The organism is Paucibacter sp. JuS9 (assembly GCF_044043925.2).
Taxonomy (GTDB): Bacteria; Pseudomonadota; Gammaproteobacteria; order Burkholderiales; family Burkholderiaceae_C; genus JAUASW01.
Map to the genome: position 1 here is coordinate 1653975 of NZ_CP194172.1, position 19847 is coordinate 1673821.

Genomic DNA, 19847 nt, shown 5'->3' on the forward strand with positions numbered 1-19847 from the left:
CTTCGACGGAGATCAAAGAGATGACGATGCTCGCCAATGTGCTGGTCGGCCTGGTGGCCGCCCTGCATCTGTACTTCCTGGTGCTGGAGATGTTCTTCTGGACCAAGCCGCTGGGTCGCAAGGTCTTCAGGCTGGAGCCGGAGTTCGCTGAAGCCAGCAAGACGCTGGCGGCGAATCAGGGCCTGTACAACGGCTTCCTCGCCGCTGGCCTGGCCTGGGGCCTGGTTGCGGGCAAGGTGGACGTGCAGCTGTTCTTCCTGGGCTGCGTCGTCGTCGCTGGCGTGTATGGCGCAGCGACGGTCGGCAAGAAAATTCTCTACGTGCAGGCGTTGCCGGCAGCCTTGGCAATGGCCGCCGTCTTGGCGAGCTAGGCCCGCATCAAGCCGGAATCAGGCGGCTGCCGCGTGCATCGCGTCGACCTGGCCGCTGAGTTCCAGCCAACGCAGCTCGGCGGCTTCCAGTTCGTCGTGGATGGCCTTCAGTCGCTTGCCCACCTCGGCAATCTGCGGCGGGGTGGCTGAGCCGTTGGCCAGCTGCGCCTCCAATGCCGTGCGCTCGTCCGCCAGCTTGTTCAGCCTGGCGTCGATGCCTTCCATTTCCTTGCGCAAGGGCCTGGTCTGCTCGGCCAGCTTCTGACGGGCCTGGCCGCTGGCCTTGCGGTCCTCGCGCGAGGCGATGGGAGCAGGCGGCGGAGGTGCCGCGACAGCGGGCGCAGGCGCAGGCGCAGCGACCGCAGCGGACGATGTCTTCCTGCTCGCCTCCTTCGCCGCTTCCTTTGCCAGCTTGGCCGCTTCCTTGGACTGGTCGAGCAGCCACTTCTGGTAGTCATCCAGGTCGCCGTCAAACGGCCCCACGCCGCCCTTGGTGACCAGCCAGAACTCATCGCAGACCTCCCGCAGAAGCGCGCGATCATGGCTGACCAGCATCACCGTGCCTTCGAACTCGTTCAAGGCCATCGATAGCGCCTCGCGGGTTTGCAGATCCAGATGGTTGGTCGGCTCGTCCAGCAGCAGCAGGTTGGGGCGCTGCCAGACCAGCATGGCCAGCACCAGGCGCGCCTTCTCGCCACCGGAGAGGCTGCCCACCTGCTGGTTGACCATGTCGCCGACAAAGCGGAACTGGCCCAGGAAGTCGCGCAGCTCCTGCTCGCGTGCCGATGGGCTGACCTCCTTGGCCAGGCGCACCATGTGCATCAGCGGGCCTTCGTCAGGGCGCAAGACATCCATTTCCTGCTGGGCAAAGTAGCCGATCGACAGGCCCTTGCCCTCGGTGATCTTTCCGCCCATGGCGCGCTGCATGCGGGCCACGGTCTTCACCACGGTTGACTTGCCCTGGCCGTTGGCGCCAAGGATGCCGATGCGCTGGCCGGCCAGCACGGAACGGTCGATACCGCGCACGATGATCTTTTCGCCTTCGTCGGTGTCGTAGCCGCAGGCGACTTCGTCGAACATCAGCATTGGATTTGGAAGACTGACTGGCTCGCGGAACTCGAACGAGAAGTCCGAAGCCGTGAGAACGGGCGCCAAGCGTTCCATCCGCTCCAGCGCCTTCACGCGGCTCTGCGCCTGCTTGGCCTTGCTGGCCTTGGCCTTGAAGCGGTCGATGAACTTCTGCAGGTGCGCCATGCGGTCCTGCTGCTTTTCAAAGGCTGCCTGCTGCAAGACCATGCGCTCGGCGCGCATCGCCTCGAAGGCCGTGTAGTTGCCGCCGTAGCGCATCAGCTTGGCTTCATCAAGGTGCAAGGTCACCTTGGTGATCGCATCGAGGAATTCGCGGTCATGGCTGATGATGATCAGCGTGCCTTCATAGCGCTGCAGCCAGGCTTCCAGCCAGACCAGGGCGTCCAGGTCCAAGTGGTTGGTCGGCTCGTCCAGCAGCATCAGGTCAGCCGGGCACATCAGCGCACGAGCGAGTTGCAGACGCATGCGCCAGCCGCCGGAGAAGCTGTTCACTGGCGCATCGACCTGCGCGCCCTTGAAGCCCAGACCCATGAGCAGCGCCTGCGCGCGCGGGCGAGCATCAAAGGCGCCGGCATCCATAAGCAGGCCATGAGCATCAGCCATCGCATGGCCGTCTTCGGCCGCTTCGGCTTCTTCCAGCGCCTTGCGGGCAGCCATCAGGCGGGTGTCGCCTTCCAGCACGAACTCGGTGGCCGGCATGTCGGTTTCGGGCATGTTCTGCGCGACCTCGCCCACCGCCCACTGGCGCGGAATCTCGACCTCGCCCTTGTCGCTTTGCAGCCGGTCGGTCAGCAGCGAAAAGAGGCTGGACTTGCCAGCGCCATTGCGGCCCACCAGGCCGACCTTTTCACCGGGTTGCAGGGTGACGCTGGCGTCGTCGAGGACGACCTTGGTGCCGCGGCGCAGCGTGATATTGCGTAGAGTAATCATTGTGTCGCCTGCAGGGCCGCCCCAAAGGCGACAGCGCCCCCTCGGGGGGCAGCGAGTAAAAGGAGCGTGGGGGTTGTCAACATGCCTGAAGGGCCTCTTTCGTGACCAGCAATACCTGGTCGTCTCCGGCCGATGTCTCCATCCAAGCCACTTCCAGCTGCGGGAATGCAGCCTCGAAAAATTCTCTCTCGTTGCCGATCTCGAGCACCAGCACACCGTGCTCGCTCAAATGTCGCGGTGCGGCAGCCAGCAACTGGCGGACAAAGTCCATGCCATCGCTGCCGCCAGCCAGCGCGAGCTCAGGCTCGGCCAGATATTCGGCCGGCAATCTGGCCATCGAGCCGCTGTTCACATAAGGCGGGTTGCAAAGAATCAGGTCGTACTCGCCGTCGGCAGGCGCCAGGCCATCGCCTTGCAGCAGCCGGATGCGCTCTTGCAGGCCATGCCTGTCCACATTGATGCGGGCAACTTCCAGCGCCTCGGTGCTCAGGTCGATGGCATCCACCTTCACGTCGGGCCAGGCCATCGCGGCCAGCACGGCCAGGCTGCCGTTGCCAGTGCACAAGTCCAGCACGCGCGACGTGTCTTCGGACAACCAGCCGTCGATGCTGGCATCGGCAATCAGCTCGGCGATGAAGCTGCGCGGCACGATGGCGCGCTCGTCCACATAGAAGGGCACGCCTTGAAGCCAGGCTTCGCGGGTCAGGTAGGCGGCAGGCTTGCGGCTGGCAATGCGCTCGCCCACCAGGGCTTCGATCTCGGCCAGCTGCTGCTGGGTCAGGTCTTGCTGGGCGTGCTCATCCAGTGCATCGAGCGGCAGCTGCAGGCGCCACAGCACCAGCCAGGCGGCTTCGTCAAAGGCATTGGTCGTGCCATGCCCAAATGAAACGCCCGCCGTACTCAGGCGGGCGGCTTGTGCCTCGATGCAGGCAATCAGGGTGCTTGTCACAGCAGCAGATTCTCCAGGGTGCGCCGGTAGATGGCGGTCAGCGGTTCGATGTCGGCCACCGGCACGAATTCGTCGATCTTGTGGATGCTTGCGTTGATGGGCCCGAACTCGATCACCTGCGGGCAGATCTTGGCGATGAAACGGCCGTCCGACGTGCCACCGGTCGTCGAGAGTTCCGGCTTGCGGCCGGTTTCAGCCTCGATTGCCGCGGCGAGCGCTTCCGAGAGGCTGCCCACCGGCGTCAGGAAGGGCTCGCCGCCCAAGGTCCATTCCAGGCGGTAGTCCAGGCCATGGCGGTCCAGCAGCGCGTGCACGCGTTGCTTCAGGCTCTCCGGCGTCGATTCGGTCGAGAAGCGGAAATTGAAGTCCAGCACGCAGTCGCCCGGGATCACATTGCCCGCGCCGGTGCCGGATGCGATGTTCGATATCTGGAAGCTCGTGGCCGGGAAATACGCGTTGCCAGCGTCCCATTCGGTGCCCACCAACTCTGCCAAGGCCGGTGCTGCCTGATGAATCGGATTGCGCGCCAATTGGGGATAGGCCACGTGGCCTTGGATGCCGATCACGCGCAGCTTGCCGCTGAGCGTGCCGCGGCGGCCGTTCTTGGCCACATCACCCAATTGCTTCACCGATGTCGGCTCGCCAACGACGCAGAAGTCCAGGCGCTGGCCGCGCTCGCGCAGCTTGGCGCAGCAGACCACGGTGCCATCGCGCGCCGGGCCTTCTTCATCGCTGGTCAACAAGAGTGCGATGCTGCCGCGATGCTTGGGATGCGCCGCGGCAAACTGCTCCGCCGCGACCACCATCGCCGCGACCGAAGTCTTCATGTCAGCCGCGCCACGGCCATACAGGCGGCCATCGCGATAGCTGGGGACGAATGGTGGCGACTGCCAGTCGGCGAGACGCCCAGGCGGCACCACGTCGGTATGGCCGGCCAGCACCAGCACCGGCCCGTCGCTCGCGCTGCCGCGCCGGATCGCCCAGAGATTGCTGACGCGAAAGTCGGCCGGTCCGCTGTCCATGCGCTCGCACTCGAAGCCCGCCGCTGTGAGTCGCGCAGCGATCAGCTCTTGGCAGCCGCCGTCGTCCGGCGTCACCGAAGGCCGCGCGATCAGCGCTTCGACGAGGGCGGCAGTTGAGCTCATTCGCCCCGCACGTCCAACTGGATTTCAGTGAAGCTGGCCTGGTCGCTGGCCGGCTCTTCCTTCTTGGCCACCGGTTTGCCGCCAGGCGCGCTTTCGTTCTGCAGGCGCCAGATCAGGTTGGTCGGCGAATCGGCGTAGAGCAGGCCTTCCTCGCGCGTGATCACGCCGTCGCGGATCAGCTTGGCGAAGTGCTCTTCAAAGGCCTGCGAGCCTTCGGCAATGGACTTCTCCATCGCTTCCTTGACACCGTTGAAGTCGGACTTCTCGATCAGCTCGGACACCAGCTTGGTGTTGAGCAGGATCTCGACAACAGGCACGCGGCCACCTGCGGTGGCGCGCACCAGGCGCTGCGAGACGATGGCTTTCAGGCCTGCGGACAAGTCGTTCAGCAGGGCCGGGCGAGATTCCGGCGTGTAGAAGGAAAGGATGCGGTTCAGCGCGTGATAGCTGTTGTTGCCGTGCAGGGTGGCCAGCACCAGGTGGCCCGAGAGCGCGTACGAGATCGCAGCCGTCATCGTCTCGCGGTCGCGGATTTCGCCGATCAGGATGCAGTCCGGCGACTGGCGCAAGGCATTCTTCAGCGCTACCTGCAGGGAGGCCGTGTCGCGGCCCACCTCGCGCTGGTTGACCACCGAACGCTTGTTGCTGAACAAGAACTCGACCGGGTCCTCGATGGTGAGGATGTGGCCGGCCATGTTCTGGTTGCGCTGCTCCAGCATCGCGGCAAGCGTCGTGCTCTTGCCGGTGCCGGTGGCGCCGACCATCAGGATCAGGCCGCGCTTTTCCTGCACCAGCTTGGCCAGGATGGGCGGCAGGTTGAGGCTGTCCAGCGAAGGGATCTGGTGCGGAATATGGCGGAACACGGCGGCGATCGAGCCGCGCTGGCGGAAGCCCGAAAGCCGGAAGCTGCCGACCTTGGGGACAGACACCGCCATGTTCAGCTCACCGGTCTTGTCCAGCTCTTCCAGCGCTTCCTCGCCCACCACTTCGGCGATCAGCTGCCGCGGCTGCGAGGGCGTCAATTGCTGGTCGGAGAGCTGCAGCATCTGGCCGTTGATGCGGATCAGCACCGGCATGGCCGCCGACAGATAGGCGTCAGAAGCGCCTTTCTCGGCCATCAGGCGCAGGATGCGCTCCATGTTCCCACCACTCATGCGGACTCCCTGTTGCTGGAAGAAATTCAGGCGCGCAGCAGCTCGTTGATCGAGGTCTTGGCGCGGGTGCCGGCGTCGACCTTCTTCACGATGATGGCTGCATAGAGGCTGTACTTGTCGCTCTTGGGCAGCGAACCGCTGATCACCACCGAGCCGGCCGGCACGCGGCCGTAGCTCACCGTGTCGGTTTCGCGGTCATAGATCGGCGTGCTCTGGCCGATGTAGACGCCCATCGAGATGACCGAGTTCTCTTCGACGATCACGCCCTCGACGACTTCCGAGCGGGCGCCGATGAAGCAGTTGTCTTCGATGATGGTCGGGTTGGCCTGCAGGGGCTCGAGCACGCCGCCGATGCCGACGCCTCCACTCAGATGCACATTCTTGCCAATCTGGGCGCAGGAGCCGACGGTGGCCCAGGTGTCGACCATGGCTCCGTCATCCACGTAGGCGCCGATGTTCACGTACGAAGGCATCAAGACCACGTTCTTGCCCTGGAAGCTGCCGCGGCGGGCCACGGCGGGCGGCACCACGCGCACACCCATGGCGCGGATCTCTTCGTCGGACAGGCCTGCGAACTTGGTCGGCACCTTGTCGAAGAAGGTCATGTCGCCCGAGCCCATGATGCGGTTGTCGTTCAGGCGGAACGACAGCAGCACGGCCTTCTTGATCCACTGGTGCACAGTCCACTGGCCCACGCCATGGCGTTCGGCCACGCGCAGGCGGCCGCTGTCGAGCTCATTGATCACATGCTCGACAGCCTCGCGCACTTCTGGTGCATTGGCGGGGTTGAGCGAGGCGCGACCTTCCCAGGCGAGGTCGATGACGGATTGCAGTTCGTGGCTCATGATCGGGGTGGGCTAGAGATAGGTTTCGGTGAAGCGGACGATGCGTTCGGCCGCTTCCAGACATTCGGCTTGATCGGCCACCAGGGCAAGGCGGACCCGTCCGGCGCCCGGGTTGTGCCCGTGCGCCTCGCGGGCCAGAAGGCTGCCCGGCAGGACCGCGACATTGTATTGAGCCAGCAGGCCCTGGGCGAACGCAACATCATCCCCGCCCGGCACGCCTGCCCACAGGTAGAAACCTGCATCCGGCAAGGCCACGTCCAGCACCTGGGCCAGCATCGGCGTGACGGCAGCGAACTTGGCCCGGTACTCGTCGCGATTGGCGCGCACATGGGCCTCGTCATTCCAGGCCGCGATGCTGGCAGCCTGCACCATGGGGCTCATCGCGCTGCCGTGATAGGTGCGGTAGAGCAGGAATTTCTTCAGGATGTCCGCATCGCCCGCCACAAAGCCCGAGCGCATGCCCGGCACATTGCTGCGCTTGGAGAGACTGCTGAACACCACGAGATTGCGGAAATCGCCCCGGCCCAGCTTTTGTGCCGCTTCCAGCGCGCCCAGCGGGGCTTCCTCGCGGAAGTAGATCTCCGAATAGCACTCATCCGAGGCGATCACGAAGCCATGCCGGTCGCTCAGCTCGAACAGCTCGCGCCATTCGTCCAGCGGCATCACCGCGCCGGTCGGGTTGCCCGGTGAGCAGACGTAGAGCAGCTGGGTGCGGGCCCAGGTGGCTCCATCGATCTGGCCCCAGTTGGCGGCGAAGTTGCGCGCCGGGTCGCTGTTGGCAAACGCGGGCTGCGCGCCGGCCAGCAGGGCTGCTCCTTCGTAGATTTGATAGAAGGGGTTCGGGCAGACGACGGTGGCGCCGGGGCGCGTCGGTTCGATCACGGTCTGCGCAAAGGCAAACAAGGCTTCGCGTGAGCCATTGACCGGCAGCACTTGCGTTGCCGCGTCAATCTGAACCCCGTAGCGGCGCCCGACCCAGCCGGCAATGGCGGCTCGCAGCGCCGGGTCGCCGGCCGTCAGCGGATAGCTGGACAGGCCCTTGAGATTGGCCATCAGTGCCTGCTCGACCACAGCCGGCGCAGGATGCTTGGGCTCGCCCATGCCCAGCGAGATGTGCCGCAGCTCGGGGTTGGGCGTGATGCCGGCTGTCAGTGCGCGCAGGCGTTCGAAGGGGTAGGGGTTCAGCCGCTCCAGCAGCGGATTCACAGGGAAATTCATGCCGCGATGATAGGTGAGCAACGGCGGCTTGCCGGGTTCGAAAGTGGCTTCAAAGCCAGCCCGCGCAGGCCGCTGAGCCGCAGCGGCAGGCCAGGCGCCCCTCGTGATGGCTGCTGCCGTAGTCAACCGTCAGTTCCTCGCCAACCGAGATTTCGCGCAAGGCGAAGAACTCGATCTCGCCGCCTTCGACCTGCAGCCGCGCGTTGGGGCTGCAGCCGTGGTTGGTGAAGCGCATCGGGTCGCTGGAGCGCGTGGCGTCGATCGCGCGGCTGGCCGAGATCTCGACCAGCATCAGGCGCTGCCGGCCTTCGGCGCGGCGGCGCGCCTCGGCCACCGTGATGGTCTCTCCGGTCAGCGCGCCGATCTTGGCCGCTGCCGGTATGCCCTCGGCCGCGAACACGCCAAAGCCGTCGATGCGGCTGCGCCGCACGGCAACTTCGTAGTGCTGGTGATCGGAGTTCGAGGCGAAGGCCAAGCGCGGCTCAGAGCGTCTCAGCGCAAGAGGCCCGATTCGAAACCATGCGTCGGCAGGTCGACGCGCGGCTCCGGCTTCCAGCCCTTCTTGCGGTGCTCGACCACCACGTTGGTGTAGATGCCGCCGCGCACGTACCACTTGGCCGTGATGCGGATGAAGCGCGGCTTCGTGACCTTGACGATGTCTTCGAGGATGGTGTTGGTGACCTTCTCGTGGAAGGCGCCTTCATCGCGGTAGCTCCAGAAGTACATTTTCAGGCTCTTCAGCTCGACGCAGTACTGGTCCGCGATCATGTCGATCGTGAAGTGGGCGAAGTCGGGCTGGCCGGTCAGCGGGCAGTGGCAGGTGAACTCGGGCACCTGGAACTGGATCACATAGTCGCGCTCGGGCGCCGGGTTGGGGAAGGCGTGCAACTCCTTGCTGGGGCGCGAGGGCGGGTTGGGCGGCATCTCGCGTTGCTTGGGCGCGGCCGCGGTGCGGGGCTTCTTGGCGGCCGCTTTGACAGCGGGCTTGGCGGCAGTCTTCACTGCGGCGGCGGAGGTGTTCTTGGCCATGGGGGTCAATGCTTGCGCCCGGGTCTTCATGGAGACGCCAAGGCATTTTTGGGGAAGGCCCGATGGTATCATCCCGACCCGAGATCAAGCCCCGCGAAGGGGCTTTTCTTTCGATAAATCAACGGCTTAGCTTCACCCGATTGGTCCAAGACACCGATGCGCCTGAACTCGATCAAGCTCTCGGGCTTCAAGTCCTTTGCCGACCCGACCAACTTCCAGCTGCCCGGGCAGCTGGTCGGCGTGGTCGGACCCAACGGCTGCGGCAAATCCAACATCATGGATGCGGTGCGCTGGGTGCTGGGTGAGAGCAAGGCCAGCGAGCTGCGCGGCGAGTCCATGCAGGACGTGATCTTCAACGGCTCAGGCAACCGCAAGCCGGCCAGCCGTGCCAGCGTGGAGCTGGTGTTCAGCAACGAAGATGCGCGTGCCGGCGGCCAGTGGAACCAGTTCACCGAGATCGCGGTCAAGCGTGTGCTGACCCGCGACGGCACCAGCAGCTACTTCATCAACAACCAGCCGGTGCGCCGCCGTGATGTGCAGGACGTGTTCCTCGGCACGGGCCTCGGGCCGCGCGCCTACGCCATCATCGGCCAGGGCACGATCTCCCGCATCATCGAATCCAAGCCGGAAGAGATGCGCATGTTCCTGGAAGAGGCCGCTGGCGTCTCCAAGTACAAGGAGCGCCGCCGCGAGACCGAGAACCGGCTCAAGGACACGCGCGAGAACCTGACCCGCGTCGAAGACATCCTGCGCGAGCTGAACAACAACCTCGAGAAGCTGGAGCGCCAGGCCGAGGTGGCCGCGAGCTACCGGTCCCTGCAGGAGCAGGGCACGCTGAAGTTGCACCAGCTCTGGTTCCTCAAGCACCGCGATGCGGCCGGAGAGGAGGCGCGGGTCAAGACGGCGCAATCCGAAGCGGTGAATGCACTGGAAGCCCGCATGGCCGAGCTGCGCCATGTGGAAGCCGAGCTGGAAACGGTTCGTCAGGCCCACTACGCCGCTGGCGACGAGCTGCATGCTTCGCAAGGCCGCATGGCCGAAGCCCAGCTGGAGGTGAGCCGCCTGGAAGAGCGCATCCGCTATGTGGTCGAAGGCCGCAACCGTGTTGAGCAGCGCATCGCAGAATTGAAGGCGCAAGATCAGCAATGGCAGGAACGCTCGGCCCTGGCTGCCGAGGAGCTGGACAACATCGCCGCCCAGATTGCGATGGCCGAGGAGCAGAGCGAGATCCTGGCGGCACAGGCCGAGGAGCAATCGCTCAACCTGCCGACGATTGAAGACGGTCTGCGTGCAGCGCAAGGCAAGGCGAACGAACAGCGCGTGCATGTCACGCAGGTGCAGCAGCAGATCCAGGTGCTGGCCGCCGACAGCCGCAACATCGAAGAACAGTCGCGCACCTTGCGCACCCGGCGCGAGCGCCTTGCGACCGAGCGTGCCGGCCTCGCCGCGCCGGATACCGAAAAGCTCGCCGAGCTGAAGACGCAAAGCGCCGCCGCCGACGAGCAACGCGAGCTGGCCGACGCCCGCCTGCATGAGCTCTCCGAGCAAGTGCCGGCGCTGGACGAAGCGCGGGCCGCTGCGCAGTCGGACAGCAATACGCAGCTTGCGCGACAGGCCGACCTTTCGGCTCGCCTGGAAGCCTTGCGCGCCTTGCAAGAGAAGGTGCAGACCGAGGGCAAGTTGAAGCCCTGGCTGGCCAAGCATGGGCTCGATGGCCTGGCTGGTTTGTGGACCAGGCTGCACATCGAAACCGGCTGGGAAAACGCCCTGGAAGCCGCGCTGCGCGAACGCATGGGCGCACTGGAGGTTGGCCGTCTCGACACGGTGCGCGCCTTCGCCGCCGATGCGCCGCCGGCCCGAATGGCCTTCTATTCGCCGCCGCCGGCCGGCATCGCCAACACGCATGAAACGCTGCCCCGTTTGTCGGAGCTGCTGCGCTTGAATGACGCCGGTCTGAAGGCGCTGCTGAACGACTGGCTGGAAGGTGTCTACACGGCTTCCAGCATCGAGGAGGCCCTGGCCGGCCGGTCCAAGCTGACGCACGGCGAGGTCATCATGACCCGCGAGGGCCATGCAGTCAGCCAGTTCGCCGTGGCCTTCTATGCGCCCGATTCCGAGCAGGCCGGCCTGCTGGCCCGCGCCCAGGAAATCGAGAACCTGGAGCGCGAGCTGCGCGCCCAGGGCCTGATCACGGAAGACGCCAAGACCCGCGTCGTGCGGGCAGAAGCGGCCTATTCCGAAGCCGCTCAGCGCCTTGCAGGCGTGCGCCGCGAAGCCAGCGAAGCGCAGACTCGCGCTCATCAACTCCACGTGGAGCTCTTGCGTCTGAGCCAACAGGCCGAAGCCGCCAGCAACCGGCGCAACCAGCTCGAGGAAGAGCTGGCCGAGATCGACGCGCAGGAAGAAGAACTGCAAGAGCGCCGCATGACCGGTGAAGCGCGCTTCGAAGAGCTGGACATGCAGCTCGCCAGCACGCAGGAAAAGCATGCGGAGCTGGAAGAGGGCGTGATCAACGCCGAGCGCAAGCTCGCCGAGGCCCGCGAGCAGTTGCGGGCCCTGGAGCGCCGTTCGCAGGAAGCGCAGTTCAGCGCCCGCGCGCTGGCCGCGCGCCGTGGCGAGTTGCAGCGTTCGATCGAGACGGCTCAAGCGCAAGTCCAGCAGAACCAGGCATCCAGCGAAAGCCTGCAGAACGAGCTGACAACGCTGAACGACGCTGCCGCCCAGGCCGGCCTGCAAGATGCACTGGCCTTGAAGGCCGAGCGCGAGCAGGCTCTCGCTGCCGTGCGCAGCAACTACGACGACCTGAGCCTGCGCCTGCGCAAGGCGGACGAGCAGCGACTCGAGTTCGAACGCAGCCTGGACCCGCTGCGCGAGCGCATCACCAAGCTTCAGCTCGAAGAGCAGGCCGCGCAGCTCGGGGGTGCTCAATACATGGAGCAGCTCACGGCCGCCAATGTGGACATGGCGCTGCTGGCTCAGTCCATCGAAGAAGGCCAGGTCAAGCTCTACGGCCTGCAGGGTGAGATCGACCGAATCAATCGCGAGATCGCAGCACTCGGCGCCGTGAACCTGGCGGCGCTGGACGAGCTGACCTCGGCTCGCGAGCGCAAGACTTTCCTCGATGCGCAGAACGCCGACCTGCAGTCGGCAATGAAGACACTGGAAGACGCGATCCACAAGATCGACCTCGAAACCCGCGACCTGCTGGGCGCGACCTTCGAGCAGGTCAATATGCATTTCGGCCGCATGTTCCCGACCCTGTTCGGTGGCGGCCAGGCTCGGCTCGTGATGACGGGCGACGAGATCCTGGACGCTGGCGTGCAGGTCATGGCACAACCGCCGGGCAAGAAGAACTCGACCATCCACCTGCTCTCCGGTGGCGAGAAGGCGCTCACCGCGATTGCGCTGGTGTTCGCCATCTTCCAGCTGAACCCGGCGCCGTTCTGCCTGCTGGACGAGGTGGATGCGCCGCTGGACGATGCCAATACCGAGCGCTATGCCAAGCTCGTTTCCGAGATGAGTGCGGGCACGCAGTTCCTCTTCATCTCCCACAACAAGATCGCCATGGAAATGGCCAAGCAGCTGATCGGCGTGACGATGCAGGAGCAGGGCGTCTCGCGCATCGTCGCGGTCGACATGGAAGCTGCACTGACCATGGCCGAGGCCTGAGCACCCTATGACCCTCACCGCATTGCTGGCCATTCTCGGTGGCCTGATCCTGGCCGGCGTCATCGCCCATGGTGCCTGGAGCGCCCGCAAGGCCGGCCCGCGCCGCGCCGACCCGCCGATCGAGCCGCAACTGGGTGAAGGCCGCCAGGAACCCAGCCTGGGTGAGGCCCGTGAAGCGGTTGCATCGGAGCTTGACAACACCCTGCCCGCCGCGGCCCGCCTGTTGCCGCGCAAGCCTTCGGCACGTATCGATGCCTTGATCGACATGATCGCCACGATGAGCCTGGAAGCGCCCGTGAGTGGCGAGATGGCTGCTTCGCACCTCCCGCCCAGCCGCCGCGCCGGCACCAAGCCTTTCCATATCGAAGGGCTGAATGCAGGAAGCGGTGAATGGGAGCTGCCTATGCCTGGTCAGCGCTACGGCGAGTTCCAGGCCGGCGTGCAACTGGCCAATCGAAGCGGTGCCCTGAACGAGATCGAGTACTCCGAGTTCGTGCAGAAGGTGCAGGCCTTTGCCGACGGCATCAATGCCTCGGTCGACTTCCCCGACATGCTGGAAGTCGTGGCCCGCGCCCGCGAGCTCGACCAGTTCGCCAGTGCCCATGACGCGCAGCTGGCCGTGCTGCTGCGCGCACGCAATGCCGCCTGGACGCTCGGCTTCGTACAGCAGCTTGCGCTGCGCAACGGCTTTGTGCCGGGCGCCATCCCTGGCCGCCTGGTGCTGTCGGCCGAAGAGGAGGGCGCGCCGCCCATCCTGACCCTGAGCTTCGAATCTCAGGCGGCCCTGGCCGAAGACCCGCAGGCCAGCTCGCTGCGAGAGCTGACGCTGGCGCTGGATGTGCCGCAGACGCCCGAATCGCAAGAACCCTTCGCTGCCTGGCAGGAAGCCGCGCGTGGCCTGGCCCGCGACATCGAGGCCGACATCTGCGACGACCGCGGCCAGATCCTCAATCTGCATGCCTTCGCAGCCATCGACCAGGAACTGGCCACGCTCTACCGCGCGCTGGCGTCGCGCGACCTGGCGGCGGGCTCGCCGGTGGCGCGGCGGCTTTTCAGCTGAACAAGAGGCTCAGTCAGCTTTCTCCATCAGTGCGGCGATTCGTCGCGTCTCGACTCTGCTGTGTTCACTGAGCATGCCGAAACCGCGCAGGTCGTGGGAGTTCATCTTGATCTCGCCAGGGCTGCAGGTCGCCTGAGCGAGCGGGCTCGCAGCTACACTGCCGCGCATGAGCACCAGTCTCCTGCTGATCGCGCTGCTGATCGCGGCCAGCGCCTTCTTCTCCATCGCCGAAATTTCGCTGGCCTCGGCCCGCCGGCTCAAGCTGCAGCAGCTGATCGAAGACGGTGATCCTCGTGCGGCCCGGGTGCTCGCCACGCAGGAGCGGCCTGGCCACTACTTCACGGTCGTGCAGATCGGCGTCAACACCCTGGCCATCCTGGCCGGCATCGTCGGCGAGGGGGTGCTCTCGCCGCACTACGAGGCCGCCATGAAGCTGGTGTTTGGCGACCCCGAGCGTGCCGCTGCCCTGGGTTTTGCCGCCTCGTTTGCCACCATCACCAGCCTCTTCATCGTGCTGGCCGACCTGCTGCCCAAGCGCCTGGGCATGAACGAGCCCGAGCGCATGGCCATGGCCGTGATCGCGCCCATGCTGGCCCTGGTCACAGTGCTCAAGCCGCTGGCCTGGGCCTTCAGTGCCTTGTCTGATCTGCTGACCCGCCTGCTGGGCCTGCCCGCCGGGCGCGATGACAGCATCACCTACAACGACATCCTGGCCCTGACCGAGGCCGGCAACCAGGCCGGCGTGGTGGCCGATGCCGAACAGCAGGTGATTGCCAATGTGTTCGAGCTCGACACCCGCCGGGTTGAAAGCGCGATGACCACGCGCGAACGCATCGTCTACCTCTCGCTCGATGATGAAGAGGCGCTGATACGCACGCGCATCGCCGAGAGCCCGCACTCCACCTACCTGGTCTGCGATGGCGAGATCGATGCCGTGGTCGGCTATGTGGACGCCACCGACCTGTTTCAGCGCGTGCTGCGCGACGAGGGCCTGACGCTGCGCGGCAGCGCCATGGTCAAGAAGGTGCTGATCGTGCCGGACCGGCTGACGCTGTCCGAAGTGCTGATCCAGTTCCGAGAGAAGCTCGAGGACTTTGCCGTCATCGTCAATGAGTACAGCCTGGTCGTCGGTGTGATCACCCTGAACGACGTGATGAGCACGGTGATGGGCAGCCTCGTGGCCTCGCACGACGAGGAACAGATCGTCCGCCGGGACGACGGCAGCTACCTGGCCGACGGCATCACGCCCATCCCCGATGTGCAGCGCGCGCTGGAGCTGGAAGCCTGGCCGCATGCCGGCCAGTACGACACACTCGCCGGCTTCCTGATGGTGATGCTGCGCCGCATACCGAAGCGCACGGACCAGGTCGTCTGGGAAGGTTGGCGCTTCGAGGTGGTGGACGTGGACAGCCACCGGGTCGACCAGGTGATGATCACGCGGCAGCCTGCCGCGTCCGACTGAATTTCGAGTTTCCATGAACGACATTGAATCCGCGCGCCGCCGGGCCGCCGAGCTGCGTGCCACGCTCAACCACCACGCCCATCTCTATTACGTGCTGGATGCGCCGACGCTGCCGGATGCGGAGTACGACAAGCTCTACCAGGAGCTGCAAGCGCTGGAGAGGGCGCACCCGGAACTGCTGACGCCGGACTCGCCGACGCAGCGTGTGATCGGCAAGGTGCTGGACGGTTTCACGCCGGTGCGCCATGCGGTGCCGATGCTGTCGATCTATACCGAGACCGATACCGAAGACAGCGGCGCCGTTGCCTTTGACGAGCGCGTGCGCAAGCGGCTGGAGCTGGACGAATCGGCGCCGCCGCTCGAGTACGCGGCCGAACTGAAGTTCGACGGCCTGGCACTGAACCTGCGCTACGAACACGGACTTCTGGTGCAAGCCGCGACACGCGGTGATGGCGAAACCGGCGAGGACGTGACCCAGAACATCCGCACCATCGGCCAGATCCCCTTGCGGCTGAAGGGCACCGAGGCCGAGGTGATCGAGGTGCGCGGCGAGGTGTACATGCGCCGCGATGATTTCGAGACGCTCAATGAACGCCAGCGCGAGAAGGGTGAGAAGACCTTCGTCAACCCGCGCAATACCGCGGCGGGCGCCGTGCGCCAGCTCGACCCGGCACTGGCCAGGCAGCGGCCCTTGAGTTTCTATGCCTACGGTCTGGGCGAGGTGAAGGGCTGGGCTGAACCTGAAACTCACGCGGGCCTGATGGATGCGCTCGCAGCCATGGACCTGCCCGTCTGCGAGCACCGCGTGGTCACGCAAGGCGCGGCCGGCCTGGTCGCCTTTCATCAGAAGATCGCCGCGCTGCGCGACAGCCTGCCCTTCGACATCGACGGCGTGGTCTACAAGGTCAACAAGCGCGCCTTGCAGCAGCGCCTGGGCTTCATCAGCCGCGAACCGCGCTGGGCGGTGGCGCACAAGTATCCGGCGCAGGAGCAGCTGACGCGCCTGAACGGCATCGAGATCCAGGTCGGCCGCACCGGCAAGCTCACGCCGGTGGCCAAGCTGGAGCCGGTCTTCGTGGGCGGCACGACAGTCAGCAATGCCACCTTGCACAACCTGTTCGAGCTGCGCCGCAAGGGCGTGCGCATCGGCGACCAGGTGATCGTGCGCCGTGCCGGTGACGTGATTCCCGAAGTGGTGGGCGTGCTGGCGGCCCAGCGGCCGGCCTATGTGCCGAACTTCCGCATGCCGCGCGAATGCCCGGTCTGTGGCAGCGCTACGGCGCGCGAGAAGGGAGGCATGGACTACCGCTGCACCGGCGGCCTGTTCTGCCCGGCGCAGCGCAAGCAGGCGCTGCTGCACTTCGCCGGCCGCCGTGCGATGGACGTTGAAGGCCTGGGCGACAAGCTTGTGGACCAACTGGTGGATGGCGGCATCGTCGACAGCCTGCCCGCGCTCTACAAGCTCGGCGTGGCCAAGCTCGCAGCGCTGGAACGCATGGCCGAGAAGAGCGCGCAGAACATCGTCGATGCGCTGGAGAAGAGCAAGAGCACCACGCTACCGCGCTTCCTGTTTGCGCTGGGCATTCGGCAAATTGGCGAAACCACGGCCAAGGACCTGGCCCGACATTTCGGCAATATCGATGCCTTGATGAATGCCTCCATCGAGCAGCTTCTGCAGGTGCGCGATGTGGGGCCCATCGTGGCCCAGAGTATCCACACCTTCTTCGCGCAGCCGCACAACCGCGAGGTCGTAGAACAGCTGCGCGCTGCCGGCGTGACTTGGCCCGAAGGCGAGGGTGCGTCAGCGGCGCAAGGGCCGCAGCCACTGCTGGGCAAGACGCTGGTGTTGACCGGCACGCTGCCTACGCTGGGTCGCGACGCGGCCAAGGACCTGATCGAGGCGGCAGGCGGCAAGGTCAGCGGCTCGGTCTCCAAGAAGACTCACTACGTCGTGGCCGGCGCGGAAGCGGGTTCCAAGCTCGACAAGGCGCGCGAGCTGGGCGTGCCGGTGCTGGATGAAGCCGCACTGCAAGCGCTGCTGGCCGGCGAAACAGCGCCATGACCTGAGGCGCGGCCGCCGCCCCTCAGGGGGCTGCCGTGCTGCCGCGCTGCGCCCGCTTGATCAGGCCCACGACCAACGCCGTGCCCAGAAACACGATGGCGCAGCCCGCCAGCATGTGCATCGTCAGGGCCTCGCCGAGGAAGAGCCCGCCCCACAAGAGCGCGAACACCGGTATCAGAAAGGTCACCGCCAGCGCATTGGTCGGGCCGACCCGCTGCAGCAGCCGGAAATAGAGGATGTAGGCCAGGCCCGAGCACAGCAGGGCCAGGCCGGCCACGCTGATCCAGGCACGGGTCTCAGGCATCTGGCTGGGCCAGAACCAGAGTGCAAACGGCATCAGCCAGACGGCGGCAGCGAGCTGGCTGCCCGCAGCCTGGGTCATCGCCGAAACGCCGCTCAGGTAGCGCTTGGTGAAGCTGGCCGACATGCCATAGCTCAGCGTGGCCGCCAGGCAGGCCAGGATGGCCCAGCCGCTACCGCCGGGCTTGAACGATGCCTGGTCCCAGGCCAGGAAGACCACGCCGCCAAAACCGATGACCAGCCCCAGCAAGCGTATGGCATCCAGCCGCTGACTCAGCCACACGAAGGCCACGAGCGCGCCCCACAGCGGCGTCGTGGCATTGAGGATGCTCGACAGACCAGCCGTGATCGACAGCGCGGCGTACGAGAACAGCACGAAAGGGATGGCGCTGGTCAGGAGGCCCAAACCCATCATCTGCCGCCAGACGCCGCGCAATTCGCCGAGGCCTTGCCGATGCATGAGGATGGGCAAGAGGAACAGCGCGGCACCCAGCACGCGCAGGCCGGCCAGCGTCATCGGGCCAAAGGCCGGGGCGCCCCAGCGCAGGAACAGAAAGCTGGCGCCCCAGACGGCCGCCAGCAGCACCAGCTCGGCAAGGTCAGAGGCCTTCAAGGGCGGTGTCCTTCCAATCTCAGGAGCGCTTCCTTGCGCTCCAGGCCCCCCGCGTAGCCGGTCAGCGAGCCATTGGCACCCAGTACGCGGTGGCAGGGAATCAGGATCGTGACCGGGTTCCGCCCGACGGCAGCACCCACGGCCCGAGCGCTGCCGGGCTTGCCCAGCTGCGCCGCCAGTTCTCCATAGCTGCGGCTCTGGCCAGCGGGAATGGCCAGCAGGGCCTGCCAGACGGCGCGCTGGAAGGGCGTGCCTTGCGGATCAAGAGGCAAGTCCCGAGGCAAGACCTGTCCCTTGAAATAGCCTTGCAGGCATTGCTCGATCTGCATGAACAGCGGGTCCGCCTCGACTTCAGGCGCATCGAGCGTGCCGGGATGGTGCTTCTGGCCGTCGAACCACAGGCCCACGAGGCCCTCGTCATTGCGCAGGGCTGTCAGAGGGCCCAGCGGTGTGTTGATGCGTTGTTGTGCAAGCATGGTGCCTCTTTCATTCCTCACTTGGGTGCGGTGGCGGCTTCGCGCCACAGCTGCAGCACGGCATAGCTGCGGTAGGGCTGCCAGGCGGTGGTATCGGGTACCGGGTCTTTGCTGGCGAGCATTTTCTTCAGGACCACATCGCCCGGCGGAAATGCATCCGGCCAGCTCCAGCCGCGCATCAGCATGTAGCTGGCGGTCCAGGGGCCGATTCCGGGCAGGGCCTCCAGACCGGCCAGGGCCTCGGCCACCCCGCCTTCGCCCTGGGCAAACGCGAGCGTGGGCCAGGCCTGGCCGAGCGCAATCAAGGACTCGGCGCGGCGCCGGATGATGCCCAGCTCGGCGATGGATTCCACGCTCGCCTGGGCGATGCGTTCGGGCCTCGGGAACAAGCGGTCCATGCCGGGTGCCGCTTGCGCTTCGTCCAGCGGCTCGCCAAAGCGTTCGACAAAACGACCGCCTATGGTGCGCGCCGCCGCAACGGTGATCTGCTGCCCGAGCACGGCACGCACCGCGAGTTCGAAGCGGTCGGTGCAGCCTGGCAGGCGCAGCCCCGGCGTGGCTGCGGACAGCGGGCCCAGTTTTTCGTCGATGGCGGCGGGCTCGGCATCCAGGTCCAGCCAGCGGCGCACGATGGGTATCAAGGCTGCGACACCCGACCAGACCGATGAACAGGGCGAGAGCAGGACGACCGGCTGCTTGGCGTCGAAGCGCACGACGATGCGGCCAGCCAGGTCGCGGCCGCCATGGCGCAGTCTCAAGGTACGGCTGACTGTGCGCTCGGCAAAGTCCACGGTCTCGATACCCGGCAGTGCGCGGGCGGCGATGAACTGCAGGATCGCGTCCACGGCGTAGGGCGGCCGGTAGCCCAGGCGCAAGGCGGGCTCGCCGCATGCCGAGACCGGCAATCCGCGCCGCAGGGAAGAGGGCTGCATGCGGTAGTGCTCGACAAAGGCGGCGTTGAAGCGGCGCAAGCTGCCAAAGCCCGAGGCGGCAGCCACTTCGGTGATGGGCATGCTGCTGTCGGCCAGCAGTTGCTTGGCCAGCAGCAGCCGGCGTGTCTGCAGGTATTGCAGGGGGCTCACGCCATGCTCGGCAGCGAAGATGCGTCGCAGGTGGCGGTCGGTGATGCCCAGGCGCTGGGCCAGGGCGTCTACGTTCTCCATCTCGCCTTTGTCCATCAGCTCGGCCGCCTGGCGCGCCAGGGTGCTGGAGGCGTCCATCACGCTCCAGGCCTGCCCTGGCGCCAGCTCGGGCCGGCACTTCAGGCAGGGACGGAAGCGTTGGGCCTCGGCCTGGGCCGCGCTGGCGAAGAATCGGCAGTTGGCGGCCTTGGGCGTGCGCACCCGGCAGACCGGCCGGCAGTAGATGCCGGTGGACGTGACACCGACGAAGAAGCGGCCGTCAAAGCGCGCATCGCGGGCCAGGAGGGCGGGGTAGCAGTGCAAGGCGTCTAGCGTGGACATGCAGCCATCTTA

At 66.1% G+C, this 19847-nt stretch carries 16 protein-coding genes; 5 read left to right on the top strand and 11 right to left on the bottom strand.

Going from position 1 to position 19847, the window contains the following annotated elements; all coding sequences use genetic code 11:
* Positions 1–20 precede the first annotated feature (20 nt).
* Positions 21–371: a DUF1304 domain-containing protein gene (locus ABT392_RS07305; RefSeq protein ID WP_334276890.1), complete on the top strand. Its 351-nt coding sequence runs from the start codon at positions 21–23 to the stop codon at positions 369–371.
* A gap of 18 nt (positions 372–389) precedes the next feature.
* On the opposite strand, the gene ABT392_RS07310 is transcribed toward ABT392_RS07305, so the two are convergent.
* From ABT392_RS07310 to queF, 8 genes are all read right to left on the bottom strand, one after another.
* Entirely contained in the window at positions 390–2390 is a 2001-nt protein-coding gene (locus tag ABT392_RS07310; RefSeq protein ID WP_334276889.1) for an ATP-binding cassette domain-containing protein, read from the bottom strand.
* 76 nt (positions 2391–2466) lie between these two features.
* Entirely contained in the window at positions 2467–3339 is an 873-nt protein-coding gene (gene prmB / locus ABT392_RS07315) for a 50S ribosomal protein L3 N(5)-glutamine methyltransferase (protein WP_334276888.1), read from the bottom strand.
* Complete coding sequence (gene dapE, locus ABT392_RS07320; RefSeq protein WP_395386177.1) at positions 3336–4484, bottom strand: succinyl-diaminopimelate desuccinylase; 1149 nt, start codon at positions 4482–4484, stop codon at positions 3336–3338. Before dapE ends, prmB begins: the two co-directional genes overlap by 4 nt.
* On the bottom strand, positions 4481–5638 hold the full coding sequence (locus ABT392_RS07325) for a PilT/PilU family type 4a pilus ATPase (protein ID WP_334276886.1): 1158 nt from the start codon (positions 5636–5638) through the stop codon (positions 4481–4483). Before ABT392_RS07325 ends, dapE begins: the two co-directional genes overlap by 4 nt.
* Positions 5639–5664: 26 nt before the next feature.
* Positions 5665–6483, bottom strand: a complete 819-nt coding sequence (dapD, locus tag ABT392_RS07330; RefSeq protein ID WP_395386176.1) for a 2,3,4,5-tetrahydropyridine-2,6-dicarboxylate N-succinyltransferase — start codon at positions 6481–6483, stop codon at positions 5665–5667.
* Positions 6484–6495: 12 nt separating this feature from the next.
* Positions 6496–7689, bottom strand: coding sequence for a succinyldiaminopimelate transaminase (gene dapC / locus ABT392_RS07335; RefSeq protein WP_395386846.1), 1194 nt, complete (start codon positions 7687–7689; stop codon positions 6496–6498).
* A gap of 61 nt (positions 7690–7750) precedes the next feature.
* Entirely contained in the window at positions 7751–8176 is a 426-nt protein-coding gene (locus ABT392_RS07340) for an SET domain-containing protein (protein ID WP_395386175.1), read from the bottom strand.
* Positions 8177–8193: 17 nt separating this feature from the next.
* Entirely contained in the window at positions 8194–8625 is a 432-nt protein-coding gene (queF, locus tag ABT392_RS07345) for a preQ(1) synthase (RefSeq protein ID WP_282824921.1), read from the bottom strand.
* A 261-nt stretch (positions 8626–8886) separates the two neighbouring features.
* Here queF and smc point away from each other — a divergent pair, with 261 nt between their 5' ends.
* The 4 genes from smc (at position 8887) to ligA (ending at position 16983) form a co-directional block, all read left to right on the top strand.
* Positions 8887–12399: a chromosome segregation protein SMC gene (gene smc / locus ABT392_RS07350; RefSeq protein ID WP_395386174.1), complete on the top strand. Its 3513-nt coding sequence runs from the start codon at positions 8887–8889 to the stop codon at positions 12397–12399.
* A gap of 7 nt (positions 12400–12406) precedes the next feature.
* Positions 12407–13459 carry a cell division protein FtsZ gene (locus ABT392_RS07355; RefSeq protein ID WP_395386173.1) on the top strand — a complete coding sequence of 351 codons (1053 nt, stop codon included), beginning with the start codon at positions 12407–12409 and terminating at the stop codon, positions 13457–13459.
* 166 nt (positions 13460–13625) lie between these two features.
* Complete coding sequence (gene paeA, locus ABT392_RS07360) at positions 13626–14921, top strand: polyamine export protein PaeA (protein ID WP_334276881.1); 1296 nt, start codon at positions 13626–13628, stop codon at positions 14919–14921.
* A gap of 13 nt (positions 14922–14934) precedes the next feature.
* Entirely contained in the window at positions 14935–16983 is a 2049-nt protein-coding gene (gene ligA / locus ABT392_RS07365; RefSeq protein ID WP_464970941.1) for an NAD-dependent DNA ligase LigA, read from the top strand.
* 22 nt (positions 16984–17005) lie between these two features.
* Here the strand turns inward: ligA and ABT392_RS07370 are convergent, their stop codons facing one another.
* From ABT392_RS07370 to ABT392_RS07380, 3 genes are read right to left on the bottom strand one after another with little or no spacing between them, the layout of a single operon-like run.
* Positions 17006–17896 carry a DMT family transporter gene (locus tag ABT392_RS07370; RefSeq protein WP_395386172.1) on the bottom strand — a complete coding sequence of 297 codons (891 nt, stop codon included), beginning with the start codon at positions 17894–17896 and terminating at the stop codon, positions 17006–17008.
* Entirely contained in the window at positions 17893–18372 is a 480-nt protein-coding gene (locus ABT392_RS07375; RefSeq protein ID WP_395386171.1) for a methylated-DNA--[protein]-cysteine S-methyltransferase, read from the bottom strand. Before ABT392_RS07375 ends, ABT392_RS07370 begins: the two co-directional genes overlap by 4 nt.
* Before the next feature lie 17 nt (positions 18373–18389).
* The gene (locus tag ABT392_RS07380; RefSeq protein ID WP_395386170.1) at positions 18390–19835 is read right to left on the bottom strand and encodes a DNA-3-methyladenine glycosylase 2 family protein; all 1446 of its coding nucleotides are present in this window, start codon (positions 19833–19835) and stop codon (positions 18390–18392) included.
* Positions 19836–19847: the final 12 nt, after the last annotated feature.